Raw genomic sequence first — 23,882 nt, forward strand, 5'->3', positions numbered from 1 at the left:
GGTGGCGGGCCTCACGAGAGGTCCTTGCCGGACACGATGGCGCGGATGGCGGGCAGGTCGGCGACGAGCTTGTCCAGCGGTGTGCGGTAGGCCAGGCCGCTGACGCTGATCGCGCCGCTGGGCACGGCGGGTGAGTTCAGGTACGCCGGGACCGCCAGGCAGTTGACGCCCGGCTCGTTCTCCTGGTCGTCGACGGCGTAGCCCTGCTCACGGACGCGTACCAGCTCGGCGTGCAGCTCCTCGGCCGTGCCGATCGAGCGCTCGGTCCGCCGCTCCAGCGTCCGCCCGCCCACCCACGCGCGCACCGCGTCCTCGTCCGGCAGGGTGTGAGCGAGCAGCATCTTGCCGACCCCCGTGCAGTGGGCCGGGTTGCGACCGCCGACGACCGAGGTCAGCCGCACCGCGCCGGCGGCCGGGTCCAGCTTGGAGCGGTAGACGACCGAGGTGCCGTCCAGCACCGCGTAGTGCGCCGTCTCGCCATAGCGCTCGCACAGCGCCTTGAGGATCGGGGTGACCCGGACGTGGTCGGGCCGGGCCTCGTGGTGGGCGAAGGCCATCCGCAGGAACTCATCCCCCAGCACGTACTGGCCGTGGCCGTTCTGGGCGGCGAACCCGGCGCGGCGCAGCGCGGCCAGGGCGCGATGCGCGGTCGGCTTGGGACTGGCCACCGCGCGGGCCATCTCCTCCAGGCCGATCCCGTCGGGGTGGCGGGCCAGCTCGGCCAGCACCGCCAGCACCCGGTCGGACCCGACGAGCTTGGGCTCATCCGTAAGCTCGGACATAATTCCGAATGTTAGACCATCATTCCAAAAGCAGGAAATTTCCTCCCGCCATGAGGCGCCCGTCAGAGCAGTCGGTGAACCGTGGTCATCATTTCTGGCTGATATCACAGCTCTTGACCCTGCGAGCGCCAAAGGACTTGTACACTTCGTTCTGGAAGCACACGGTTACACAAGGTAATAATCCACACATCTGGTGCAAATCGCATGTGCGATTCCTCGTGGCGTCCGGACCCCGCGCCACGGCAGGTGTCGAAGTCGGCGGCCGGGCATGTCCCCGGACTCGCGAGGGTCCTGATGGGGAGCAGGCTCCAGCGGCCGGCGGATGTTCCAGTGTGGGAACACAACAGGGGAGCCGAGCTCATGGAGCCACTGCACCTGACGACAAGCCGTCAGGGGGCGAAAGTTATCGTGCACATCTCCGGGGAGCTGGACATCGCCACCACCTCGATACTTCGTGACCATCTGCTCGACATCCTGAGGGAGACCCGCAACGGACACCGGAAGATCGACGAGGTCGTCATGGAGCTGAGCGGGCTGTCGTTCATCGACGCGGCCGGCTTGGGCGCCCTGGTGAGCATTCACGATCACGCGCGGCGCAACGCCATACCGTTGCTGCTGTCCGGGATCCCCCCGCAGGTCGACCGGCTGCTCCTGATCACCGGCCTCAACCGTCACTTCCCGCACAAACCCCTGTAGAACTTAAAGGCCGAGGTCGCCCCCATACGACACGACCTCCTGAGCCACCTCCGCCAGCCGCCGGTTGTGATCGCGGGCGTGCCCGCGCAGCCGCGCGAACGCCTCCTCCATCGCCCAGCCGTGCCGCTCGGCCAGCACACCCTTGGCCTGCTCGATGACGACGCGGCTGTCGAGCGCGGCCCGCAACTGCTCGGCCAGCAGCCGCTCTCCCCGCACGGCCCGCTCGTGCAGCAGCCCGATGGTGGCCAGGTCGGCCAGCGCCTGCCCCATCGCGACGGTGTCGGCATGCAGGTCGCCCGGAGCCTCGCGGAACAGGTCGAGCGCGCCGATCACCTCCTCGCGCACCCGCAGGGGCAGCGCGCTCACCGCGCCGAACCCATGGCCCTGGGCCTGCTGGGCGAAGCGCGGCCACCTCCGGCGCGCCTCCGCGCCGTCCGTGTCCGGGCAGTGCACGACCTCGCCGCCACCGACGCAGTCGAGGCAGGGCCCCTGCGCGTACCGCAGCTGCGACAGCTCCAGCGACCGGGCCCGCTCGCCGGAGGCGGCCATCAGCCGCAGCTCCCCCCGCTGATCGCTCACCAGCAGCCCGGCGGCGTCCACACCCAGCAGCTCCACGCAACGTTCGGCGAGCAGACCCATGAAGTCGGCCGCGTCGGAACCGGTGACCAGCGTGTCGGCCAGAGCGACGAACGCCTCCGCGACCCCCCGCCCCGACACCGTCGGCGCCGCCGCCGCGGCGCGCGTCTGAGCCGACTCGGTGTCCACCGCCGTAGGAGACTCGGATCCCACAGCCGCAGGATACGTGAAGACCGGCCAAATCACCGGGAATCACCCACCTGACGAATCAGGTCATACAGTCCCGGATCGCGGCATGAGCGGCCTCGCGCAGCCGGGCGTGCACCACGGCGTTCGCCTCCCGGTCCGTACGCACCTCCACCAGGCGCGGCCCCTCGCCCCGCAGCGCCTTGGGCAGGTCGGACAGATCCTCCACCAGCTGGTACGGAGTGCCCGTCGAAGCGGCCACATAACCGAGATCGACGCCGTGCGGCGTACCGAAGACCCGCTCGAACGGATCCCTGACCGCCGCCTGCGGCAGCAGCGAGAAGATGCCGCCGCCGTCGTTGTTCACCACCACCAGGCACAGGTCGGGCCGCGGCTCGCGGGGGCCCAGGATGAGGCCGTTCTGGTCGTGCAGGAACGACAGGTCGCCCATGAGCGCGTAGGACGGCCCGTTGTGCGCCAGCGCCGCCCCCATGGCCGACGACACCAGCCCGTCGATGCCCGACGCGCCCCGGTTGGCCAGCAGCCGCAACCCCCGCCGGGGACGCATCGCCTGGTCCAGGTCGCGGATCGGCATCGAGGACCCGCAGAACAGCAGCGCCCCGTTCGGCATCGCGTCGACCAGGTCGCGGGCCAGCCGCGGCTCGCTGGTGCCCGAGGCGTCGAGCACCTCGTCGATGGCCGACCTGGCCGCCTGATCGGCCTGCCGCCAGGCGTGCAGCCACGTGTCGTCACCCGAGGCGACGGGGATCTCCACCGCCTGCGCTACCTGCGTCGCCGACCGGGTCGGATCGGGCCAGCGATCGAGGTCGGTGGCGACCACGATGTGCTCCCCGGCCCGCCGCAGCCACGACAGCAGCGGCCGCGACAGCCCGGGACGGCCGAGCGTGACCACCACGTCGGGGCGGTGCGCGTCGGCGAACTCGGGCGTGCCGAGCAGATAGTGGTAGGTGGACACGGCGTGGTCGCCGTAGCGTCCGCCGCCGTTCGGCTCCGAGACCACCGGCCAGCCCGCCATGCCGGCCGCGGCGACGTAGCGGCGGACGTTCGCGGCACCGTCGCCGACCACCAGCACGCCGCGCCTGGTCGGCGGGATGTGCAGGGCGATGGGCGGCGGCGCGACGCGGGCGCGCACCCAGGGGCCGCCTGCGTCGCCGTCGAGCGACTCGCACCAGGAGGTGTCGCCGTCGGGGATCAGCGGCTCCCTGAAGGCCAGGTTCAGGTGCACCGGCCCAGGAGCGGCGGGCCCGGCGGCGCGCTGGTAGGCCCGGCAGGCCAGCGACCGCCAGTAGGCCACCTGTCCCGGCCGGTCCTCGGGCACCCCGACCTCGGCGAACCAGCGCACCGCCGAGCCGTACAGCTTGATCTGGTCGATCGTCTGGTTCGCCCCGGTGCCGCGCAGCTCGGGCGGGCGGTCGGCGGTGAGCACGAGCAGCGGGACGCCCGACTCGCTCGCCTCGACGACGGCCGGATGGAAGTTGGCGGCGGCCGTGCCGGACGAGCAGATCAGCGCGACCGGCCGCTCGGCGCGCCTGGCCAGCCCGAGCGCCAGGAAGGAGGCCGAGCGCTCGTCGATGCGCACGTGCAGCCGCACCCGCGACTCGGCGTGCAGCGCCAGCGCCAGGGGGGCCGAGCGCGAGCCGGGCGCGATCACGACGTCGGTGAGGCCGCAGCGCACCAGCTCGTCGACCAGGACCGTGGCCAGCGCGGTAGCGGGGTTCACAGTGACGCCTCCTGCATCCGGCGAAGCCACGAGGGAGATTCAATCTCGAAAGCCGACAAAAGCTGAAAATTCACCGCAGGACGTCGTACGGCCAGCCGCCCATCCACGGGCACCAGCGAATCGTCCACCACATCACCCGTGAGCAGCGGCATGGTGCCCAGCCCGCACGCGTAGGGCAGCTCCGGCAGCGCCGCGGCCAGCGCGAGCCCCGCCGCCAGCCCCACCGAGGTCTCCACCGCGCTCGACACCACCGCCGGCAGCCCGCACGCCTCCACCACCCGCAACGCGTTACGCACCCCGCCGAGCGGCTGCGCCTTCACCACCGCGATGTCGGCCGCCTCCGCCGCCCTGACCCGCAGCGGGTCCTCGGCGCGCCGGATCGACTCATCGGCCGCGATCGGCACGTCGACCGCCCGCCGCACCGCCGCCAGCTCCTCGAGCGTGGCGCACGGCTGCTCAGCGTATTCCAGGTCGAAGCGGTCGAGCTCCTTCAGGTGGCGTACGGCCTCGCCCACCTCCCAGGCGCCGTTGGCGTCGACGCGCAGCCTGCCCGCCGGGCCGAGCGCGTCACGCACCGCCTCCACCCGGGCCAGGTCCTCGGCGAACGTCTGACCCCGCTCGGCCACCTTGACCTTCGCCGTGGCGCAGCCCGACCCGCGGACGAGCTCGAAGGCCTGCTCGGCGCCCACGGCGGGCACGGTCGCGTTGACCGGCACACTGTCGCGCACCGGCTCCGGCCAGCCCTCGAAGGCGGCCTCACGGGCGCACGCCAGCCAGCGGGCGCACTCGCGCGGACCGTATTCGGGAAAGGGCGAGAACTCGCCCCAACCGGCCGGACCGTGCAGCAGAACACCTTCTCTGACGGTCTGACCACGGAAACGGGTGCGCATCGCGACCCGGAAGACGACGGGAGCCCGGAATTGCACGGGAGAACGCGTCACGACCCTCCCTGCACCGCTGACCGACCTGTCGCCATTAACCTTACGAGCATGTTGAGGAAGCCGTCGCATCCGGACCGGCCGTTGCACGCCGTGGTCGGGCCCCCAGGACCCGAGCTCTTCGCGGCGATCCGCGCCGCCCTGTCCGGCGACGGCCCGGCGATCCTCCCCCTGCCCGTCGCGAGCGCCCCCGGCGCGCTCCGCCCGACGCACGTCAACGGCGCCCCCCAGGACGACGGCCAGGGCGTGCCCGACGACGTGGCCGTGGTCATCGCCACCAGCGGCAGCACGGGAGCGCCCAAGGGCGTGATGCTGTCGGCCACCGCGCTGCGCGCCTCAGCGGCCTCCTCACTGCGCCGCGTGGAGGCGGTCAAGGGCGAGCGCTGGCTGTGCTGCCTGCCGCCCTCCCACGTGTCCGGCCTGCAGGTGCTGGTCCGCGCCCTGCTCTGCGAGAGCGAGCCGATCATCCATCCGCGCTTCGACCCCCACGAGGTGCTCACCTCGGGCGCCGAGCACGTGTCGATGGTGCCGACCCAGCTCCACCGGCTGGTCGAACTCAACGCCGACCTGTCGGTGTTCCGCTCCATCGTGCTCGGCGGCGCCGCCCCGCGGGCCGGCCTGCTCGCCGAGGCTCGGGCGCTCGGCGCTCGGGTGTTCACGACGTACGGGATGAGCGAGACGAGCGGCGGTTGCGTGTACGACGGCCGACCCCTTTACAATGTAGATCTCAAAATCGGCGACGACGGGCGCATCCGCGTCGCCGGACCGGTGCTCTTCTCCGGTTACCGCTTCGGCGAGCCCGCCCCCTTCGACGGCGACTGGTTCGTCACCTCCGACCTCGGCGAGCTGACCGGAGGCCGGCTGCGCGTGCTGGGCAGGGCCGACGACGTCATCAACACCGGCGGCGAGAAGGTGGTGGCCGCCTCGGTGGCCGAGGTGCTCGGCGCCCACCCCGAGGTGGCCGACGTGGCCGTGATCGGCCGGCCGGACCCCGAATGGGGCGAGATCGTGGTGGCCGTCGTGGTGCCCGCCGACCCCGCGGGCCCGCCCACGCTGGACCAGCTCCGCGCCTACGCCGCCGACCGGCTCCCCGCCTACGCCGCGCCGCGCCAACTGCGACTGATGTCCCGTTTGCCGCTGCTAGCGAATGGTAAAACGGATCTCGTTAGCCTTAGGACAGGAACCTGATGAGTTGCGGGTGCGTCTTATGGAGGAGAGCAAGGAGGGAGCCTTCATGAACCAGACCCGCAAGATGTGGGCATCCGCGGCGGTCGTCGGTGTGATCCTCGTCGGCGGAGTCTCAGTCGCGGCGGCCGCCTCGGCGGGCAGGCTCGAAAGGGTCGGCAGGGAGACCAGAGCAGTGGTGGAGAAGGAACCGTCCGCCCAGCCCCAGTCCGTCCAGAACGATCAGCTTTCGGGGCTGACCGTCTCGCCCGCGCCGAGTGATGGCAGCGTCGTGTCCAAGGAGCTCAACCCCGACCCGCAGAAGGTCATCGAGTATTGGACGGACAAGCGCATGGAGGACGCCCAGCCCATGCCGATGCCCGAGGTGAAGCCAGGCGAGGTCGCCACCGGGGAGTGACGCTCCTCGCGTGTGGGGTGGGTCACCTTTAGGGCGGTCCGCCCCCTTTTTTGTCCCTCCGGGAACAAATAGCGCTGAACGGCGTTATTGATACTGGTGCGCCGAGCGGCCGCAGCCGCCCCACCACAATCTTGGTCTGATCGAATTCGACTCCGTATGGAGGAGGTGTCCTCATGCCCCGAACCGCCGTGGCGACCCCACCCACGACCCTCGACCAGCTGATTGACCGAGGGCGAGCTCAGGGTCACCTCTCCTTGGCGGAGCTGCGTGACGCGTTCGCCGAAGCCGGCATCAGCCCCTCGGACGGCCGGTCGATCCTGCGCGAGCTCACCGAGGCGGGTGTCAGTCTCGCCGCCGAGGACGAGCCGTCCCTCGGGCGGGCGCCCTCGCGCAAGGCCACACGCAAGACCACGACCAAGCGAGCGAAGTCTACCCGCTCGAAGGCCGCGGAGCCAAAGACGGAATCCGCCTCACAGGATGAGGATGCCCCCGACGAGCTCGCGCTGAGCCCGGACGCCACGGCCCCGGACGACGCCGAGCTGGAGTCCGAGACGATCGACCTCGACGACAACCAGTCGGTCATGGGCGACTCGGTCCACACCTACCTCAAGTCGATCGGCCGCCGTACGCTGCTCACCGCCGCACAGGAGGTCGAGCTGGCCAGGCGGATCGAGGCCGGCCTGTACGCCGAGTACAAACTGGAGACCGACCCGGACCTGTCCCCCGCCGCCCGTGACGACCTCGAACTGGTCATCGAGGACGGCAGAGCGGCCAAGGACCACATGCTGGAGGCCAACCTCCGGCTGGTCGTCTCGGTCGCCAAGAAGTACACCGACCGCGGCATGTCCCTGCTCGACGTGGTCCAGGAGGGCAACCTGGGCCTGATCAGGGCCGTGGAGAAGTTCGACTACACCAAGGGCTTCAAGTTCTCCACGTACGCCATGTGGTGGATCAGGCAGGCCATCCAGCGCGGCTTCGCCGACTCGGCCCGGACGATCCGCCTGCCCGTACACGTGCTGGAGATGCTCTCCAAGCTGTCGCGCATCGAGCGCGACATGCACCAGAGGCTGGGCCGCGAGCCCACGCCCGAGGAGCTGGGAGTCGAGCTCGACAAGACCCCCGACCAGATCGAAGAGCTGCTGCGCACCAGCCGCCAGCCCATCTCGCTCAACGCGACGATCGGCGAGGACGGCGAGACCACGATCGGCGACCTCATCGAGGACGTCGACTCCCCCGAGGCGTCGGAGATCGTCGACCGCCAGCTGCTGGGCGACCAGCTGCGCGGCGTGCTCGGCAACCTCACGCCGCGCGAGGCGAAGATCATGGCTCTGCGCTTCGGCCTGGTCGACGGCAAACCGCACACACTCGACGAGATCGGCAAGCACCTGGGCCTGACCCGGGAGCGCATCCGGCAGCTCGAGAAGGAATCGCTTTCGAAGCTGCGCCACCCGAGCAATACCCGCCCCTTGCTCGACTGGGCCAGCTGATCCGCGACGAAGCCCCGGCACTCCTCGTGCCGGGGCTTCGTCATGTCTTGAGCGGACCGCCTTCGCCCTCTCCCCCGACTCCGGAGGGACCCCACCGTCTTAAACCGCTCCCCCGGGAGGGGGGTATCTGCCTTGGAACCCCCAACCACGACGGACCGCCTTCTTCCGCCCCCGTGGGGTGTCCCTCCTGAGAGACCCCAACCACTTGGGGGTGTCCCCCGAGGGGCCCCAACCACGGCAGACCGTGCCCTTCCCCTCCCCCGTAGGGGGTATCCCTCCAAAAGGACACCAGCCACCACGGACCGTCACAGAGATCGAGACGGTCGCGTGACGAACCACCCGGAGAAGCGACGGAAGGCTAGCGGACGGCGGGCACCGGGCGTGGCACGCGCGGGATCCCCCACAGCCGGTTGTCCTCGCGCAACGTACGCAGCCGATCGACCTCGGCGGTCCACGTGGCCCCCGCGGGCGTCGCCTTGGCCTTGCGGCGGGCGATGCGGTCGTCATAGGCCTTGACCCCGAACGTGGCCCGCTGCCCGCTCTCAGCCGCCCGCAGCGCCTCGCCGAGCGCCTTGTCGAACGCCACCCCAGCGGCCATCAACTCGAGCTCATCCGCGGCGGCGGCCCGCAGGTCGCGCAGCGTCCCCTCAGCCACCCTGGCCCTGTCGAGCAACTCGGGGTAGCTCTTGGAGATCTCCACGTCCGCGTGGTAGCGGACCTCAGCCTCGCGGCTCACCCGCGGCCGGAAAAACGCCATCGACTCTGCCCCTCATCCCAATCGGCTCCTATCAGGCGACCAGGGTACGCCCGACCGCGACACGCTCCATAATCGGACCCGCGCCGCGCCCTTTACATAGTAAGATGATCTCCATGCCCGCCAAGAGACCGCCGGTTCCCCTCTCCCGCGAGCGCATCATCGACGCCGCCCTCCACATCGCCGACTCCCAAGGGCTCAGGCGCCTGACGATGCGCAGGCTCGGCGACGCCCTGCAGGTGGAGGCCATGGCCATCTACCATCATCTGCCCCGGGGCAAGGAAGCGCTGATGGACGCGCTGGCCGAGCACGTCACCGCCGTCCACGTGGAGCAGGGTCCCACCTGGCAGGACACCGCCAGGGCGTGGTGCCGGGCCGGTCGCGAGCTGCTGCGCGAGCATCCCGGCGTACTGGCGCTCGCGCTGACCAAACCACCCAAGGGCGGCACCGCGCTGGCCATCAGGGAGCAGACGGAGCAACTCGCCGACGCGGGCCTGAACGACGCGCCGGAGGCCGTACGAGCGCTGCGGGCCTTCGTGTTCGGCAGCGTGGCGGTCGAGGTCCAGCAGTCAGGCTGGGCAGACCCCGAGGTCGACGAGTGGACCAGGCGCGACGAGCGCGCCGACGTCGACTTCGAGCGTGGACTCGACGCCTTGCTGAAGGGCTTGCAAAGCTAGTGGGCGTGTCGAGCTTGGACCGTTATCCTGTATAAGGCACGCTGTGTCGAAGGTCACACTTTCGCATCCTCCTGTAACAGTCCTAACGGACTATGTCCGAACGTGTGACATACGCCGCACACTTGAAAGAAAGACAACACCCAAGCTGTTCCCGCCCCTTCCTACCCGCGGGAGCCATTCACGAGATATCGGAGGCACGCCGATGTGCCCGCACGACCCGGCCTGTCCGGCAGCCGAGGCGCCCGACCGCGAGGCCGCACGTACCCTCGCCTGCCACCCCGAGCAGGGGTGGAGCCTCCTCTGCAACGGCGTCGTCCTCTTCGAGGACACCGGGGAGCTCCTGCCTGGTGGCACCGCCATCGCTCCGCACCGCCCGGATCCGCTCGTCGGCGCCGCCTGAGCCGCTACCCGCTCGGCCGGCATCCCCAGAGCCACCGACCACTCACACGCAGCCTCGGAGCCACTTGCCTACGCGTCCTCTGAACCGTGTCCCTTGAGCTGCGTCTCCTGAGCTGCGGCCTGTTCGTCGGGGCCCGTTCGCCGGGGCCCCTGGGGCACGCCGCTCACCCATAGCCGACGATCCACTCGGCGACCACCTCGCCCACCCGGGCGGGGTTCTTTTTCAGGTCGTGCCCCTCGCCCGGCAGCACAACCAGGCGTGCCGCGTCGGCAGCGTCGGGCACGCCGAACGGATCCCGGTCCCCGTTGACCACCAGCACGTCCACGCCCGCCTCGCGCAGCTCGCCGGCTCTCGACTTCTCGGGCCTGCCCGGCGGGTGCAGCGGGAACGCCAGCGCCACCACCGCGACCGCGCCGACCACCTCGGCCGTACGGCAGGCCACCCTGGCCCCGTTGCTCCGGCCACCCTGCACCAGCGGCAGCCCCGGCCAGCGCGCCCGCAACTCTCCCAGGACGACCTCCCACGCCTCGTCCTGCCGTACGGCCGAGCCCGGCGCCCGCGCCCCCGCGAGACGGAACGGCTGCGTCACCCTGGCCACCACGGCCCCCACGTTCAGCGCCGCGTCGCGCACCGCCAGCAGATCGGGCGCGTCCACTCCCCCGGCCGACCCGTGCGTCAGCACCAGCAGCAGCCGGGGCCGCTCCACCTCGTCGAAGTCGACCCGCGCCGGGCCGCGCGGGGTCATGATCCGCATGTCAGAACCGTACCTGGGGATGAGTTCACCATGGCCCTCAGGGTTGATGACGGCGCGCCGCGCAGCCGCGATGATGAGCTTCATGCCAGACATGCGCCCCATCCGTGAGGACCTGCAGGCGACGCTCGACGCCCGTCGCGACCTCGGCCCCGAATACGAAGCCGCCCTGGTCGAGTCGTTCGTGGAGCGGCTCGACGCCACGATCGCCGCCCGGGTGCGCGCCGAGCTCCAGGCCCACGGCGCCGGTCCCGTCCCGGCCAGGTCCAAGAACCCGGGGGCGGCCATGATCCCGATCGCACTGGGGTCGATGGGCATCGGCATCCCGCTGACGGCCATCGCGGCGGGCCACGGGGGCGGGTTCGGCTTGGCCATCGCCTGGTTCGCCATCGTCCTGATCAACGTCGCGGCGGCGGCCGCCATCATGCGCCGCGGCTGACCGTTCCCGGGAGCCGTCCAGTCCCTGACCCCCTGACGCGGACGAGACCCGTTCGGATCTGGCCTCGCGAACCGGGAGTAATGCCCATCGCGGATAGTGAGTGATTATCTGCGACAGGGTGAGTGCCGTCCTGGGAGAACAGCTCGTTGCGGCGGCGATGACTCTCCCTATTTACCTGCGATAGAGCTCGCGATAGCCGCTGGCCCCGAACGGCCGTCCCGCAAAGCGGGCTAGCGAGGTTCTGGAGGCGCAGGAGGGCTGGGCTGTTCGGTTTCGCGTACATGCTGGAGGCGCTGGTGAAGGTCATGAGCGTGGCGGAGGTGGACGTGTGCTGTCGTGTGGTCGCCGGCGGATTGGGCCAGGTGGGCGAGTTCGGCGTGTGCGTTGGCTTGTCCTTGGACGTGGCTGATCTGGCTGGTGAGGGTGAGGGCGGTGGTGGCGTGAGCGTGAGCGGTGGCCAGAGAGCCTAGCCCGCGATGGACGACGGCCAGGTTGTAGTGGGTATCGGCCTGGTTCATGAGATCTCCCAGCTTCTCGAACAGGGAGAGGGCCTGGTCAAGGTGTGCTTGCGCGTCGTGATAGCGGCTCAGCTGCTCGTCCAGCATGCCGAGCTGCCGGTGACAGATGCCGAGGCCCCGGCGTTGCCCAGCCTGCTCGAATAGTTCCATCGACCGGGTGAGGTGTTCGCGTGCAGTGGTGTAGCTGCCTTCCAGGCGGTCAAGGATGCCGAGGCTGGAATGGGCGAATGCCCGTTCGGTGAGACCTCCTTCTGTGTAGGCGGCTTTGAAGCAGAAGGTGGCGTGCGCCCGGGCCTGGGCGAAGTTGCCGAGCCACTTGTGGACATTGCAGAGCTCGTGGTGGATCACCCTTTGGCCGGGTCGGTTGCCGACTTGGGTGTATAGCTCAAGCGATGCCTGAAAGCGTGCGAGCGCGGTGAGGTAGTTGCTTGTACGCATGTCGACCAGGCCGAGGTTCTGATGCATGGCTGCCTGGCCGAGCAGGTCGCCGGCGAGCTGGGCCAGACTCAGCGCCTGGCTGTTCAGTTCGATGATCTCGGTGTAGAAGCCGCGCATCCGCTGGTAGGACTCCAGGTTGTGGACCAGACGCCATGCTTGGGGGGAGCGTGCGGACAGGCACCGCCGGGCCACGGCGAGAAGATCTGCGTGATGCCGGTCGAGCCATCGCAGTGCGGCGACATCGGATTCGTGCCGGGGAGGTGGCACGCGGTGATCGCCTCCGTCGGCACTCATACAGGTGACGGAGGCGCTGGAATCGATCGGAAGAACCGCGGCGTCGATGGTGCTGTTCGTGTACCGGAAGAGTCGTTCGTCGGCGGCCGCAAGTTGTCTGGCGCTGTCGTGCTGGTCGGATTCGATCAAGGCGGCTGTGCGGACAGCGTCGTGCATGCGATAGCCGCCGCTGGTGCGGTTGTCCGGGATGAGCAGACCGCGCTGATAGAGGGTGGCCAGCATGGTGATGGCTTCGTTGACCGGCTGGTTGGCAAGGACTGCGGCAATGGGCGCGATGATCAGCGAGCCGGGGTAGTGGGCGACGCGGCGGAGCGCGAGGCGTGCGGGTTTGGCCAGAGTGGCAAGAGAACGGGCGAATGCGGCAGAGGTCTCGTCGCTGATCGTTCCTGCGGAAGCGGTGGGGATTTCGTGGGCAGGGTTGGCCACCTTCAAGTCGCTCATTTGCCGGATCGCGAGTGGAAGCCGGAAGGTGGCGGCGATCGCGGTGACCGCCTGGGGGTCGTTCAGCCCAGCACGGCGCAGGATGGCTCCAGCCAACTGGGCGGCCTGGCTGCTGGTGAACGGTTGCAGGGTGACGCTGTGGTCGGGGTCGAGGCCGATCAGCACGTGGCGGGTGGTGATCAGGACCGCCGATTCTTCGGCCGCAGGTAGCAGCGGGCGGATCTGTTCGACGGTGTCGGCGTCGTCCAAGACGATCAGTATCTTCTTGCCTGCGGTGGCGGTCCGCAAGGTGCAGCTGAGCGCTGTCACGCTTGTGGCGTTCGGGTCGGGCGGTACGTTGAGAGCGTTGAGCAGGGTGCGCAGCGCTGCGGTGCTGGTCAACTGGGACTCGGTCGCGGCGTAGGTGCGCAGGCCCAGCCAGAACAACCCGTCGGGGTAGCGTGCGGTCAGTGCACGGGCGGCGCAGATGGCCAGCTCGGTCTTTCCGGTCCCGGGCATGCCAGTAATGACCATGATGAGAGGACCGGGCCGGTTTCCCTCAGGGCCGGGGGCTGTCAAACGGCGCAGGTCTTTGGTGCGACCGATGAAGACCCGGGTGCCCGATGGAGGCTGCAGCACCGAACCGGCCTGCGGATCTTCTGTCTGGAGCGTCGCCGGGTATGGCGGGGCGCCGTACGGCAGGGCGATCAGCGTACTGGCGCTCACCAGGCTGGTCGTCAGGACCAGCCCTCCGAACAGCCACCAGTTCCACGTCATGGTGAGCAGATTGGTTAGTCCTCCGGCCGCCACGCCGGCCATCGGACCCAACGCGACGATGACCAGACGCCCTCGCCGCTGAGCCCGTAATCCACCTGCCATCGGATCACCTCATGTTGCTGTCGACCGGGTCGACGATCTAGAGGTCGAACGGAGTTCCCGTAGGTCGGGGATGTGGTTATAGAGCGTGCCCGGACTGACGCCGAGCAATCTGGCGATCGAGGTGATCGAGTTCTCCGCATTCGGCAACATGTCGCGGGCAGCGCGCAGCAGTTCTGGGGTGATGACGTCGAGGTCGGCGGCGCGCGTTTGGGCACACCGCGTTCATGAAGGCGGGGTCGTTTCGGCCGTCCCAGCCATGGCAGTCGTTTCGGCCGTCCCAGCCATCGCATCCGCAGTAGGCGCGTGTCGGCGGGCGAAGAGGAGGCAGGCGCTCGCGCTGAGGAGGACGGCGACGACGGTGACGACGCCGAGCGGGAGGATGCTGGTGGCGCCCGCGATGCCGACGAACGGGGCGGCCACCCCGCCGAAGCCGTACTTGACCGTGCCGAGCAGGGAGGAGGCCGTTCCCGCCATCCGCGGGTAATCCGCCAGAGCGAGGGTGCTGGCGGGCGCGGAGGAGATCGCCACGCCGCCGGCCAGGAAGAACAAGGACGCGATGACCACCCAGAGCGGCATCCGGGTGAGGCCGGAAGTGAGAAGCCCGCCGGCACCGGTGCCGGCGACGAGGATGCCGATGGCGAGGGTGCCGGTGATGCTCCATCGTTCGGCGCCGCGACCGCCGAGCCACCCGAAGAACGCGAAGCCGGCTGAGTTGAGTCCGAAGGCGGCCGCGTACCATTGCGGGGAGAGTCCGTAGATGTTCTGCAGGACGTATGTGGCACCGGCGAGATAGGCGAACACGGCGGCCCAGAGGAAGCCCTGGTTGAGGAGGGCGCCGAGGAAGATCCGGTCGGCGAGCAGCGTGCGGTAGTCGCGCATGGTCTGGGCGAATCCGCCGCGGACGCGGTGGTCTGCCGGAAGTGTTTCTGCGAAAACAAGCAGGGTGGCGATCAGGATGGCGGCGCCGATGACCGCGAGGACCCCGAACAGGCCACGCCAGTCGACGAGAGCGGTGAGCAGCCCGCCCAGCAGCGGGCCGACGATCGCGGCCGACGCTCCGACCACGGTGAGCCGGCCGTAGAAGCGGATCAGCTCGCCGCCGGAGTGGACGTCGCGGCCCGCGGCCTGGGCGATGACGATTCCGACCCCACCGGTGAGACCTTGCGCGAGCCGGGCGATGATGAGCACCTCGACACTCGGGCTGATCGCGCAGAGCGCGGAGGTGACGATGTACGCGGCGACGCCGAGGCGGAGGATCCCTCGCCGGCCGAACTGATCGGAGATCGGTCCCGCGATCAACTGCCCGGCGGCCAGCCCGATCAGGCACGCGGTGATGGTCAACTGCGCGACGGAGGTCGCGGCACCGAGTCCGACCGTCAGCGCCGGCAGCGCGGGCAGGTACAGGTCCATCGAGATCGGCCCGAACACCGTCAGCAAGAGCAGCAGGGGCGGCAGGAATCGCCCCGCTACCGGCTTGGACGGCGTTGTGGTCTCTGGCATCGTTCTTGCTTTCCTTGCGAGGTCGACGGGGGGAGGCACGGGCGACGCTCGCATCACCGGCCCCCAGGTCGTCATTCGGGATACGGAAGGGCGCGAAGGTCGTCGCTGCCGGACTGTCATCCGGCTGGGATGGCGAGGATCCGGTCGTCACCCGGACCGGGCCGGCCGGTGCCGTCGCTGTTGCTGGTGACGGCCCAGAGGTTCCCCTCCGGGGTGACGACCACGTCGCGGATGCGCCCGTATTCCCCCAGGTAGTGCCGGGCGGAGGCGCCGGGGGCGGAGAAGCGCCGCCGTCGCGGAACTCCCTCTCTTCAACAGGCGCGGCAAGGTCATGCGCGCACATGTCCGCTGACGCACGGGGTCAGGGTTTGAGGAGGGTCTTGATGGCGCGACGCTCGTCCATGGCCTGGTAGCCCTCGGCGACCTGCTCCAGCGGCAGGGTGAGGTCGAAGACCTTCCCGGGGTTGATCCGCCCCGACAGGACGTGGTCGATCAGGTCGGGCAGGTAGCGGCGTACGGGGGCGGGGCCGCCACGCAGGCCGACGTGGGAGAAGAACAGCTCCTGCCCGTCGACGGCGACCTCGTGGGGGACGCCGACGAAGCCGACGTTCCCGCCGGGCCGCGCCGAGTGCAGGGCCTGCCGCATGGCCTCGGCGGTACCCACGCACTCCAGGACCGCGTCGGCGCCGATGCCTCCGGTCAGCTCCTTGATCCGGGCGATGCCCTCCTCGCCGCGCTCGGTGACGATGTCGGTGGCGCCGAACTCCCTGGCCAGCCTCTGCCGGGGCTCGTGGCGGCTCATCGCGATGATCCGTTCCGCGCCCATCTCCTTGGCGGCGATGACCGCGCACAGGCCGACCGCGCCGTCGCCGACCACCACGGCGGTCGAGCCGGGCTTGACCTCGGCGGCGTCGGCGGCGTACCAGCCGGTGCCCATGACGTCGGAGACGGCCAGCAGGCCGGGCCACAGCTCCTCGTCCGGCACCTGGCCGGTGGCGACCAGGGTGCCCTGGGCGTTGGGGATGCGCACGTACTCGGCCTGGCAGGTGCTCATGAACTCACGGTTCAGGCAGCTGGACTGGAAGCCGTTGCGGCAGTTCGCGCACGTGTTGTCCGAGGTGGCGAAGGAGCCGACGACGAACTGGCCGGGCCGGACCGCGGTGACCTGGCCGCCGACCTCCTCCACGAAGCCGACGTACTCGTGACCCATCGGGTGGGCCTCCTGGGCCGGCTCCAGGCCGCGGTAGGGCCACAGGTCCGAGCCGCACACACAGGTGACGGCCGTCCGGATGATCGCGTCGGTCGGCTTGAGGATCTTCGGGTCCTCCAGGGTCTCGAAGCGCACATCGCCGGGGGCGTGGATCACTGCTCCGCGCATCAAAGTTTCCTTTACGTGGTCAGGCGTCTGGTATGCGGCGGTCGCCCGGTCGTACCGAAGGCGCAGGTGTCCGCCGCGATTCACCTAACCGGCATTGCGCGGTGGTTACGAGTTACCAGTGAGGGGTGTACTCCCAGTACATCCCTCACTTGGCGATGAGGCCGTACGGTCGAGGTGTGGACAATCGTGACGAGGTCCGCGAGTTCCTCACCTCGCGGCGAGCGAAGATCACTCCGGAGCAGGCCGGCCTGATCGCCGGATCCCGGCGGCGCGTCCCCGGTCTGCGCCGCAGTGAGGTCGCGGCCCTGGCCGATCTGAGCGCCGAGTACTATGCCAAGCTCGAACGAGGCAACCTCGCCGGCGCCTCCGCGGCGGTGCTCGAAGCCCTCGCCCGCGCCCTGCGGCTCGACGACGCCGAGCGCGCCCACCTCCTGCATCTGGCCCAGACCGCCGACGGCTCGGACGTCCTGACCCGCCCCCGGCGCCGCGCCGCCCGGGCGCAGACGCTCCATCGCAGCCTGCAGTGGACTCTGGACGCGATCACCGCCGGACCCGCCCTCGTGCAGAACAGCCGCATGGACGTGCTCGCCGCCAACCAGCTCGCCCGCGCGTTCTTCGCCGACCTCTACGCTTCCCCGGCCAATCAGGAGAATCTGGCCCGGTTCGCGTTCCTCGACCCGGCCTCCCGCCGCTTCTACCCGGACTGGGGTCCCTTCGCGGACATATGCGTGGCCATCCTGCGCACCGAAGCCGGCCGCAACCCCCACGACAAAGAGCTCCACGACCTCGTCGGCGAACTGTCGACCCGCAGCGATGAGTTCCGCACCCGCTGGGGCGCGCACAACGTCCGCCGGCACGGCACCGGAACCAAACGCTTCGACCACGCCATCGTCGGAAAGCTCACCCTCGCCTTCGAGGGTCTGCAGATGGTCGCCGACCCCAGCCTCACCATCACCATCTACACCGCCGAACCCGGCTCACCCTCCGAAGAGGGCCTGCGCCTGCTCGCCTCCTGGGCGGCCACCCAGGAAGCCCGGACCCCCACGGAGCCGCTGGCAGCGGACTGACGGTCGGTGCACGGTCGGCGAGGGAGAACCCGCCGACCGCGTAGCAGCGGCGGATCGAGCGGCGAGCGGGCGCGGGAGTCCTGGAGGGCGCTCGGCTCCTGCTGGGATCCTGAACTCCTGCTGAGGTCCTGAAGGCGCTCGCGAGACGGGGAGGCCGGTCAGGTGTCGCGGTCGTAGCGCAGGCGCACCTCCGCGGCCAGCGTCTCGTCCTCGTGCTCCAGCCCGTACGTCCAGACGCGGCCCGCGTCGTCGAGGCGGCCACGCAGCGGCAGGGTCCTGGCCAGCAGCTCGATGGCCAGCCCGCTCGTCGGCGCGTCACCGCCGTCCTCCACCGCCCCGGCGAACTCCGCGCAGGCGAGCTCCAGGTGCGCGATGCCGAGCTGCACCCGCAGCCGGGCCACCTCGTCCTGGGGGGCCACTTCGAGCGCCTCCAGCAGCACCTCGGCCGCCTCCCCCGGCTCGCCCCGCTCCAGCAGCAGCTCGGCCAGTTGCTGCGCGGCGTGCGCGCCCACGTCGTCCGGCCCGGCGGCGGCCAGCGCGGCCCGCAGCTCGTTCTCCGCCTCGTCGTAGTCTCCGGCCAGCACGGCCAGCCGGGCCAGGGCGAGACGCGCCAGCGGGACGTAGGCGGCCGTGCCGACGCCCAGGACCGCCTGCCACGCCCCCCGGGCCTGTTCGGCGCGGCCCTCGCGCTCGAAGCCCTGCGCGAGGTGACAGGCCGCCTGAGCGGCGAACTCCGGATGCCCGGTGGCCAGCGCGACCCGGGCGGCCGCCCGGGCCCCCTCCGGGTCGCCCCGCTCGTCGAGCACCACGGCCAGGCCCACGGCGGCCTGCGCCCGGTCGGGTTCCTCGGGGTCGGCGGCCAGCTCGCTGAGTATGGCCGCCGCGCCGTCGAGGTCACCGTGCTCGGCCAGGCGGCGAGCGGTGTCGAGAGGCGGGACCTGCAGCTCTGAGAACGTCAAGAGAGCTCCTTAGGCGACGGTCGGACAGAGCCTAACGAGTTCCGGTGATCATGTCTTCTCACTGGCCACGTTCAGCCTGGGTGGCGGGAAAAAATCCCGGAAATCCCGGAAAACGGACGTAGCCCTCCCCGCCGAGCACAGCGGCGGAGAGGGCTACGGACAGTCACGCGAACACGACGGACGGACTGGTCACTGACGCGACAGCCGCGCGAGTGGACGCGACAGACAGGTCAGTCCTCGTACGCCTCCAGCGGCGGGCACGAGCAGACCAGGTTGCGGTCGCCGTAAGCCTGGTCGATGCGCCGCACCGGCACCCAGAACTTGCCCTCCCGCAGCGACGGCAGCGGGTAGACCGCCTCGGTACGGCTGTAGGGATGGGCCCACTCGTCGGCCGCGACGGCCTCGGCGGTGTGGGGGGCGTTGCGCAGCGGGTTGTCGGCCCGGTCGTAGGCGCCCGAGGCGACCCGCGCGATCTCGCCCCTGATGGCCACCATCGCGTCCACGAACCGGTCGAGCTCGGCCAGGTCCTCGCTCTCGGTCGGCTCGATCATCAGCGTGCCGGCGACCGGGAAGGACATGGTCGGCGCGTGGAAGCCGTAGTCGATGAGCCGCTTGGCCACGTCGTCGACCGTGACGCCGGTCTCCTTGGTGATCTGCCGCAGGTCGACGATGCACTCGTGGGCCACCAGGCCGCCGCGCCCGGTGTAGAGCACGGGGTAGTGCGGGGCCAGCCGCCGGGCGAGGTAGTTGGCCGACAGGATCGCCTGCTCGGTGGCCGCGGCCAGGCCGTCGCCGCCCATCATCCTGACGTACGCCCAGGAGATCGGCAGGATGCCCGCCGAGCCGTACGGGGCCGCCGAGACCGCGCCGACCGGTGAGCCGGGGCGCAGCGGGTGGCCCGGCAGGTAGGCGGCCAGGTGGCCGCGGACCGCGACCGGGCCGACGCCGGGGCCGCCGCCGCCGTGCGGGATGCAGAAGGTCTTGTGCAGGTTGAGGTGGGAGACGTCGGCGCCGAACTCACCCGGCTTGGCCAGCCCGACCAGCGCGTTGAGGTTGGCCCCGTCGACGTAGACCTGGCCGCCCGCGTCGTGCACCTTGGCGCAGACCTCGGTGATCGTCTCCTCGAAGACGCCGTGCGTCGACGGGTAGGTGAGCATGATCGCGGCCAGCGCGTCGCGGTGCTTGTCGATCTTGGCGTCGAGGTCGGCCAGGTCCACGTTGCCCTCGGTGTCGCAGGCCACGACCACGACGCGCATGCCGGCCATGACGGCGCTGGCGGCGTTCGTGCCGTGCGCGGAGGACGGGATGAGGCAGATGTCGCGGTGCTCGTCGCCGTGGTCGCGGTGGTAGGCCCGGATCGCGAGCAGCCCGGCGAACTCCCCCTGGGACCCGGCGTTCGGCTGGATGGAGACCGCGTCGTAGCCGGTCACCTCGGCCAGCCACTCCTCCAGGGTCTCGATGAGGTGGCGGTAGCCCGCGGCCTGCCCGGCGGGCGCGAAGGGGTGGATCCCGGCGAACTCCGGCCAGGTGATGGGCTCCATCTCGGTGGTCGCGTTGAGCTTCATCGTGCACGAGCCGAGCGGGATCATGGACCGGTCGAGGGCGATGTCCTTGTCCTGGAGCCTGCGCAGGTAGCGCAGCATCGCGGTCTCGGAGTGGTGGCTGTGGAAGACGGGGTGGGTGAGGTAGCCGGACTCCCGCGTCAGCGCGGCGGGCAGCGTGTCCAGCCCGTCGTCGGCGAGGAGGCCGGCCACCGGCCCGCTGACGCCGAAGGCGGCGGCGACCTGCTCGAGGTCGGTCGCGGTGGTCTTCTCGTCACAGGCGACGGAGACGTGGTCGGCGTCGGCCTGCCACACGTTGACGCCGCGCTCGGCGGCCTGCCGGACGACGTCGGCGGCCCGGCCGGGCACCCTGGCCAGCACGGTGTCGAAGAACTCCCGGTGTACGACCTCGACACCGCCACGGCGCAGGCACTCGGCCAGCGCGGCGGCGTGCCGGTGCACGCGACCGGCGATGCGGCGCAGCCCCTCGGGCCCGTGGTAGACGGCGTACATGCCGGCGATGACGGCCAGCAGGACCTGCGCGGTGCAGATGTTGCTGGTGGCCTTCTCCCGCCTGATGTGCTGCTCGCGGGTCTGCAGGGCCAGCCGGTAGGCGGGCGCGCCGTCGGCGTCGACGGAGACGCCCACGAGGCGGCCGGGCATCTGCCGCTGCAGTCCTTCGCGTACGGACATGTAGGCGGCATGCGGCCCGCCGAAGCCGAACGGCACGCCGAAGCGCTGCGAGGAGCCGATCGCGATGTCGGCGCCGAGCTCGCCCGGCGCGGTGACCAGGGTCAGCGCGAGCAGGTCGGCGGCGGCCACGACCAGCGCGCCCGCGGCGTGCGCCCCCTCGGCCACGGCGCGGAAATCGCGCAGCCGGCCGGAGGCGCCCGGGTATTGGACGAGCACACCGAAGCACTCGGGCAGTTCGCCGTCGAGCGCGTCCTCGACCAGCGTGATGCCCAGCGGCTCGGCGCGGGTGGCCAGCACCGCCTTGGTCTGGGGCAGCGCGTCGGCGTCGACGACGAACACGTCGCTCTTGGACTTGCCCGCGCGCCTGGCCAGCGTCATCGCCTCGGCGGCGGCCGTGCTCTCGTCGAGCAGGGAGGCTCCCGCGACGTCGAGCCCGGTCAGGTCGGAGACGACGGTCTGGAAGTTGAGCAGCGCCTCCAGGCGGCCCTGCGAGATCTCCGGCTGGTAGGGGGTGTAGGCGGTGTACCAGCCCGGGTTCTCCAGCAGGTTGCGGCGGATCACCGCCGGGGTGATCGTGTCGTGGTAGCCCAGGCCGATCATCGAGGTGAGCACCCGGTTACGGCCCGCGATGGCCCGCAGCTCGGCGATGACCTCGGTCTCACTGGCCGCGGCGGGCAGCGAGAGCCGGTCCTTGATCCTGATGGACTCGGGGACGGCCACCGCCACCAGGTCGGCCACGGACTCGAAACCCACGGCCTCGAGCATGCGCTGCTGCTCGGATTCGGACGGGCCGATGTGCCGGGTCGAGAACGGCGGAGCTGACAGATCGGTCATGGAAGGTGCCTCCCGAGGGCTATGGAGACCGGCGCCTGGGCGCGGGCGAGTGCCGGATCTCCCCCTCTGTCATGGCGACCTGAGAGCTTCACCCCCATGAGGGCTTGCACCGTCGGTGAGGCGCGCCTGGCGGGCGTGCCTGCTTTCCAGAGTTGCCTACCCCGAGCGGTACGGGTGCCTGAGAGATTCCGGGGAGGGTTGCTCCTTCGGCGCCCCGGGACCAGCCCGGGACTCTCCCGCAGGGGGTCGTCAGCCTTGCGCCTCTAAGGTTACTACCGGATTGCTACCCTATGCGGCGCGCCCGTCGCCGCTGGGCCAGCTCGTCAGCGGGGTGGTCGGCCGGGACGCTGTCCTCGACCGCCGCCCTTTCCCCCGGCAGCTCCGCGAGGGAGCCCTCGACCTCGCGCCAGACCCGGCCGAGCGCGATGCCGAACACGCCCTGACCGCCCTGGAGCAGATCGATCACCTCGTCGGCCGAGGTGCACTCGTAGACGCTGACGCCGTCGCTCATGAGCGTGATCTGCGCGAGGTCGCCGACCCCGCGGTCACGCAGGTGTTGTACGGCCGTACGGATCTGCTGGAGGGAGACCCCGGTGTCGAGGAGCCGCTTGACGACCTTGAGCACCAGGATGTCGCGGAAGCTGTAGAGCCGTTGGGAGCCCGAGCCGTGCGCGGCTCTTATCGTGGGCTGGACCAGCTCCGTACGCGCCCAGTAGTCGAGCTGCCGGTAGGTGATGCCGGCCGCCGCGCACGCCGTCGGGCCGCGGTATCCGATGTCACTCGGCAGTGTCGTGGGCTGCTCGTCGAAGAGCAGGCCCTGCTCTCCGGCACGCTGCCGCGCACTCTCACGCCGCACCGGATCTTCCTGGCCGGCCGTCTTTCCCTCGCCGCTGCTGACCGCCACGCGGACCTCCGGCTTTCTCTCATCCCATGGCCTGATCTGGGGGTTCGTAAAAGCGCGGCCATGGGTTTCACTTGCACCGTAGGACCGTGACCATGCGCAGTCAACGATCCCGCTCGGCGCGTCGTGAAGCCTAAATGCACTGAAATACCTACCCCGCCCGGCCAAAGTCTTCGGGGGTGATCGTGTCAAGGAACTCCCTGAACTTCTCCACCTCGTCCTCTTGGTCGTCGGGGATGATCACCCCGGCCTCCTGGACGACCTCCTCACTGGCGAAGATTCGTGCTCCGGTGCGCAAGGCGAGCGCGATCGAGTCGGAGGGCCGCGCGCTCACCTCGACGCCGTTGGAGAACACCAGGTCGGCGAAGAAGATACCGTCACGCAGGGCGACGATGTTGACCGCGCGCAGGCCCACGCCGAGGGCGCTCAGCACGTCCCTGAACAGGTCGTGCGTGAGTGGCCGGGCTGGAGGTTCCTCCGCTTGGGCCAGAGCGATGGCCGTGGCTTCGGTCATCCCAATCCAAATCGGCAGGAACCTCTCCCCGTGTGCCTCCTTGAGCAAGACGATCGGCTGATTTGTGGGCATCTCTACGCGGACGCCCACGACCTCCATCTGCAACACGGGCTGCTCCATATTCGACTGGTCGGCGACCCCGGCACAGCTATTGAGCCGGTCCGCTTCTGCATTTCAACGTAACACCCGAGGGGCCTTGTATGTCCCGCTGGTCCGGTCATCGGCCTAGAACGGTTCGTACGCCCGTACGCACCAGAGCGGCGTGCAGATCGAGCAGCAGCGCCGACAGCTCCCTCGCGGCCTCGTCGGCCTCTCCGATGGCCCCTGGGGCCCGGCGTTTGAGTATGGGCGCGACCGTCTGCTCCACCAGACCGCACTCGCGCTCGGCCGCGGCCTTGACCGCGCGCAGATGCCGGGCGTGCAGGCCGAACCGGGCCAGGGCGCCGACGCTGCGCGCCACGTTGAGCGCCTCCTCGTCGTAGCGCCTGGCCGTCGCCGAGAGCAGCCCGTAGTCCTCGAGCTCGGCCAGTGTGTCCTCGTCGAGCCCGGCCGCCTCCAGCAGCTCGGCGCGGCTCAGCCGCACCTCCCGCGTCTCCGGCCGGTCGGTCACGGCACGCGGGCGGCCGAAGTGCTCGGCCATCTTGTCCTTGATCACCCGCAGCGGCAGGTAGTGGTCGCGCTGCTCGGTGAGGATGTAGCGGAGCTGTTCGACGTGCAGGTGGGTGAACTTGCGGTAGCCCGACGGGCTGCGCTCCGGCTCGATGAGCCCCTCGCCCTCCAAGAAGCGGATCTTGGAGATCGACACATCGGGGAACTCGCCCTGGAGCATGGCGAGCACCTCCCCGATGCTCATGTGCGAGCGTGCCGCCTGCGCGCTCATGCGGCTTCCTCCGTGAGCCGCATGAACGCTGTGACCATCGGTCGCTCGCTGGGCTCG

The 23,882-nt window shown here is 70.3% G+C and carries 22 protein-coding genes and 2 riboswitches; of the genes, 8 read left to right on the plus strand and 14 right to left on the minus strand.

Annotated features, from left to right (window positions below):
• Positions 1-11: 11 nt before the first annotated feature.
• Complete coding sequence (locus ACQP2T_RS32900) at positions 12-782, minus strand: IclR family transcriptional regulator (protein ID WP_433508789.1); 771 nt, start codon at positions 780-782, stop codon at positions 12-14.
• Between the two features lie 360 nt (positions 783-1,142).
• Between ACQP2T_RS32900 and ACQP2T_RS32905 the strand changes: the two genes are divergently transcribed.
• A complete protein-coding gene (locus tag ACQP2T_RS32905) occupies positions 1,143-1,478 on the plus strand; it encodes an STAS domain-containing protein (RefSeq protein ID WP_433508790.1) in 336 nt (111 codons plus the stop codon).
• 3 nt (positions 1,479-1,481) lie between these two features.
• Here ACQP2T_RS32905 and ACQP2T_RS32910 read toward each other — a convergent pair whose 3' ends face one another.
• From ACQP2T_RS32910 to ACQP2T_RS32920, 3 genes are read right to left on the minus strand one after another with little or no spacing between them, the layout of a single operon-like run.
• Positions 1,482-2,267 carry a GAF and ANTAR domain-containing protein gene (locus ACQP2T_RS32910; protein ID WP_433508791.1) on the minus strand — a complete coding sequence of 262 codons (786 nt, stop codon included), beginning with the start codon at positions 2,265-2,267 and terminating at the stop codon, positions 1,482-1,484.
• Positions 2,268-2,322: 55 nt separating this feature from the next.
• A complete protein-coding gene (gene menD, locus ACQP2T_RS32915) occupies positions 2,323-3,981 on the minus strand; it encodes a 2-succinyl-5-enolpyruvyl-6-hydroxy-3-cyclohexene-1-carboxylic-acid synthase (protein ID WP_433508792.1) in 1,659 nt (552 codons plus the stop codon).
• Positions 3,978-4,871 carry an o-succinylbenzoate synthase gene (locus ACQP2T_RS32920; RefSeq protein WP_433519860.1) on the minus strand — a complete coding sequence of 298 codons (894 nt, stop codon included), beginning with the start codon at positions 4,869-4,871 and terminating at the stop codon, positions 3,978-3,980. The genes menD and ACQP2T_RS32920 overlap by 4 nt, the downstream gene beginning before the upstream one ends.
• 99 nt (positions 4,872-4,970) lie before the next feature.
• Here ACQP2T_RS32920 and ACQP2T_RS32925 point away from each other — a divergent pair, with 99 nt between their 5' ends.
• The 3 genes from ACQP2T_RS32925 to ACQP2T_RS32935 all read left to right on the plus strand — a co-directional run bounded on the left by ACQP2T_RS32925 (position 4,971) and on the right by ACQP2T_RS32935 (position 7,988).
• Complete coding sequence (locus ACQP2T_RS32925; RefSeq protein ID WP_433508793.1) at positions 4,971-6,107, plus strand: AMP-binding protein; 1,137 nt, start codon at positions 4,971-4,973, stop codon at positions 6,105-6,107.
• Positions 6,108-6,153: 46 nt separating this feature from the next.
• Positions 6,154-6,501, plus strand: coding sequence for a hypothetical protein (locus ACQP2T_RS32930; RefSeq protein WP_433508794.1), 348 nt, complete (start codon positions 6,154-6,156; stop codon positions 6,499-6,501).
• A gap of 173 nt (positions 6,502-6,674) precedes the next feature.
• Positions 6,675-7,988 carry a sigma-70 family RNA polymerase sigma factor gene (locus tag ACQP2T_RS32935; RefSeq protein ID WP_433508795.1) on the plus strand — a complete coding sequence of 438 codons (1,314 nt, stop codon included), beginning with the start codon at positions 6,675-6,677 and terminating at the stop codon, positions 7,986-7,988.
• A 358-nt stretch (positions 7,989-8,346) separates the two neighbouring features.
• Here the strand turns inward: ACQP2T_RS32935 and ACQP2T_RS32940 are convergent, their stop codons facing one another.
• Entirely contained in the window at positions 8,347-8,745 is a 399-nt protein-coding gene (locus ACQP2T_RS32940) for a hypothetical protein (protein WP_433508796.1), read from the minus strand.
• A gap of 113 nt (positions 8,746-8,858) precedes the next feature.
• On the opposite strand from ACQP2T_RS32940, the gene ACQP2T_RS32945 reads away from it, so the two are divergent.
• Positions 8,859-9,419: a TetR family transcriptional regulator gene (locus tag ACQP2T_RS32945; protein ID WP_357645222.1), complete on the plus strand. Its 561-nt coding sequence runs from the start codon at positions 8,859-8,861 to the stop codon at positions 9,417-9,419.
• A gap of 202 nt (positions 9,420-9,621) precedes the next feature.
• Complete coding sequence (locus tag ACQP2T_RS32950; RefSeq protein WP_214634349.1) at positions 9,622-9,819, plus strand: DUF5999 family protein; 198 nt, start codon at positions 9,622-9,624, stop codon at positions 9,817-9,819.
• Positions 9,820-9,982: 163 nt separating this feature from the next.
• On the opposite strand, the gene ACQP2T_RS32955 is transcribed toward ACQP2T_RS32950, so the two are convergent.
• Entirely contained in the window at positions 9,983-10,573 is a 591-nt protein-coding gene (locus tag ACQP2T_RS32955; RefSeq protein ID WP_433508797.1) for an alpha/beta hydrolase family protein, read from the minus strand.
• 82 nt (positions 10,574-10,655) lie between these two features.
• On the opposite strand from ACQP2T_RS32955, the gene ACQP2T_RS32960 reads away from it, so the two are divergent.
• A complete protein-coding gene (locus ACQP2T_RS32960; protein ID WP_433508798.1) occupies positions 10,656-11,009 on the plus strand; it encodes a hypothetical protein in 354 nt (117 codons plus the stop codon).
• Between the two features lie 230 nt (positions 11,010-11,239).
• Here the strand turns inward: ACQP2T_RS32960 and ACQP2T_RS32965 are convergent, their stop codons facing one another.
• The 3 genes from ACQP2T_RS32965 to ACQP2T_RS32975 form a co-directional block, all read right to left on the minus strand.
• Entirely contained in the window at positions 11,240-13,558 is a 2,319-nt protein-coding gene (locus tag ACQP2T_RS32965) for a tetratricopeptide repeat protein (protein ID WP_433508799.1), read from the minus strand.
• A 222-nt stretch (positions 13,559-13,780) separates the two neighbouring features.
• Entirely contained in the window at positions 13,781-15,058 is a 1,278-nt protein-coding gene (locus ACQP2T_RS32970; RefSeq protein WP_433508800.1) for a multidrug effflux MFS transporter, read from the minus strand.
• A 361-nt stretch (positions 15,059-15,419) separates the two neighbouring features.
• A complete protein-coding gene (locus ACQP2T_RS32975) occupies positions 15,420-16,436 on the minus strand; it encodes a zinc-dependent alcohol dehydrogenase family protein (RefSeq protein WP_433508801.1) in 1,017 nt (338 codons plus the stop codon).
• A 176-nt stretch (positions 16,437-16,612) separates the two neighbouring features.
• Here ACQP2T_RS32975 and ACQP2T_RS32980 point away from each other — a divergent pair, with 176 nt between their 5' ends.
• Complete coding sequence (locus ACQP2T_RS32980; protein ID WP_433508802.1) at positions 16,613-17,503, plus strand: helix-turn-helix transcriptional regulator; 891 nt, start codon at positions 16,613-16,615, stop codon at positions 17,501-17,503.
• A 158-nt stretch (positions 17,504-17,661) separates the two neighbouring features.
• Here the strand turns inward: ACQP2T_RS32980 and ACQP2T_RS32985 are convergent, their stop codons facing one another.
• From ACQP2T_RS32985 to ftsR, 5 genes are all read right to left on the minus strand, one after another.
• Positions 17,662-18,462 (minus strand): tetratricopeptide repeat protein, encoded by an 801-nt coding sequence (locus ACQP2T_RS32985; RefSeq protein WP_433508803.1) that lies wholly within the window; start codon positions 18,460-18,462, stop codon positions 17,662-17,664.
• Between the two features lie 230 nt (positions 18,463-18,692).
• Positions 18,693-21,530 carry an aminomethyl-transferring glycine dehydrogenase gene (gene gcvP, locus ACQP2T_RS32990; RefSeq protein ID WP_433508804.1) on the minus strand — a complete coding sequence of 946 codons (2,838 nt, stop codon included), beginning with the start codon at positions 21,528-21,530 and terminating at the stop codon, positions 18,693-18,695.
• Positions 21,531-21,586: 56 nt separating this feature from the next.
• Positions 21,587-21,686, minus strand: a riboswitch (glycine riboswitch).
• Positions 21,687-21,779: riboswitch (glycine riboswitch) on the minus strand. It abuts the riboswitch before it with no gap.
• A 34-nt stretch (positions 21,780-21,813) separates the two neighbouring features.
• Positions 21,814-22,434, minus strand: coding sequence for a MerR family transcriptional regulator (locus ACQP2T_RS32995; protein ID WP_357953000.1), 621 nt, complete (start codon positions 22,432-22,434; stop codon positions 21,814-21,816).
• 148 nt (positions 22,435-22,582) lie between these two features.
• Positions 22,583-23,053, minus strand: coding sequence for a bifunctional nuclease family protein (locus ACQP2T_RS33000; protein WP_214634355.1), 471 nt, complete (start codon positions 23,051-23,053; stop codon positions 22,583-22,585).
• 109 nt (positions 23,054-23,162) lie between these two features.
• Complete coding sequence (gene ftsR / locus ACQP2T_RS33005; protein ID WP_357953002.1) at positions 23,163-23,825, minus strand: transcriptional regulator FtsR; 663 nt, start codon at positions 23,823-23,825, stop codon at positions 23,163-23,165.
• Positions 23,826-23,882 lie beyond the last annotated feature (57 nt).

The organism is Nonomuraea sp. CA-143628, from assembly GCF_050942315.1.
Taxonomy (GTDB): Bacteria; Actinomycetota; Actinomycetes; order Streptosporangiales; family Streptosporangiaceae; genus Nonomuraea.

Bases quoted from the DNA above. Each gene is read 5' to 3' on its own strand.
- ACQP2T_RS32900 (WP_433508789.1), bottom strand. From the start codon at position 782: ATGTCCGAGCTTACGGATGAGCCCAAGCTCGTCGGGTCCGACCGGGTG.
- ACQP2T_RS32905 (WP_433508790.1), top strand. From the start codon at position 1,143: ATGGAGCCACTGCACCTGACGACAAGCCGTCAGGGGGCGAAAGTTATC.
- ACQP2T_RS32920 (WP_433519860.1), bottom strand. From the start codon at position 4,871: ATGCGCACCCGTTTCCGTGGTCAGACCGTCAGAGAAGGTGTTCTGCTG.
- ACQP2T_RS32925 (WP_433508793.1), top strand. From the start codon at position 4,971: ATGTTGAGGAAGCCGTCGCATCCGGACCGGCCGTTGCACGCCGTGGTC.
- ACQP2T_RS32930 (WP_433508794.1), top strand. From the start codon at position 6,154: ATGAACCAGACCCGCAAGATGTGGGCATCCGCGGCGGTCGTCGGTGTG.
- ACQP2T_RS32935 (WP_433508795.1), top strand. From the start codon at position 6,675: ATGCCCCGAACCGCCGTGGCGACCCCACCCACGACCCTCGACCAGCTG.
- ACQP2T_RS32940 (WP_433508796.1), bottom strand. From the start codon at position 8,745: ATGGCGTTTTTCCGGCCGCGGGTGAGCCGCGAGGCTGAGGTCCGCTAC.
- ACQP2T_RS32945 (WP_357645222.1), top strand. From the start codon at position 8,859: ATGCCCGCCAAGAGACCGCCGGTTCCCCTCTCCCGCGAGCGCATCATC.
- ACQP2T_RS32950 (WP_214634349.1), top strand. From the start codon at position 9,622: ATGTGCCCGCACGACCCGGCCTGTCCGGCAGCCGAGGCGCCCGACCGC.
- ACQP2T_RS32955 (WP_433508797.1), bottom strand. From the start codon at position 10,573: ATGCGGATCATGACCCCGCGCGGCCCGGCGCGGGTCGACTTCGACGAG.
- ACQP2T_RS32960 (WP_433508798.1), top strand. From the start codon at position 10,656: ATGCCAGACATGCGCCCCATCCGTGAGGACCTGCAGGCGACGCTCGAC.
- ACQP2T_RS32965 (WP_433508799.1), bottom strand. From the start codon at position 13,558: ATGGCAGGTGGATTACGGGCTCAGCGGCGAGGGCGTCTGGTCATCGTC.
- ACQP2T_RS32970 (WP_433508800.1), bottom strand. From the start codon at position 15,058: ATGCCAGAGACCACAACGCCGTCCAAGCCGGTAGCGGGGCGATTCCTG.
- ACQP2T_RS32975 (WP_433508801.1), bottom strand. From the start codon at position 16,436: ATGCGCGGAGCAGTGATCCACGCCCCCGGCGATGTGCGCTTCGAGACC.
- gcvP (WP_433508804.1), bottom strand. From the start codon at position 21,530: ATGACCGATCTGTCAGCTCCGCCGTTCTCGACCCGGCACATCGGCCCG.
- ftsR (WP_357953002.1), bottom strand. From the start codon at position 23,825: ATGAGCGCGCAGGCGGCACGCTCGCACATGAGCATCGGGGAGGTGCTC.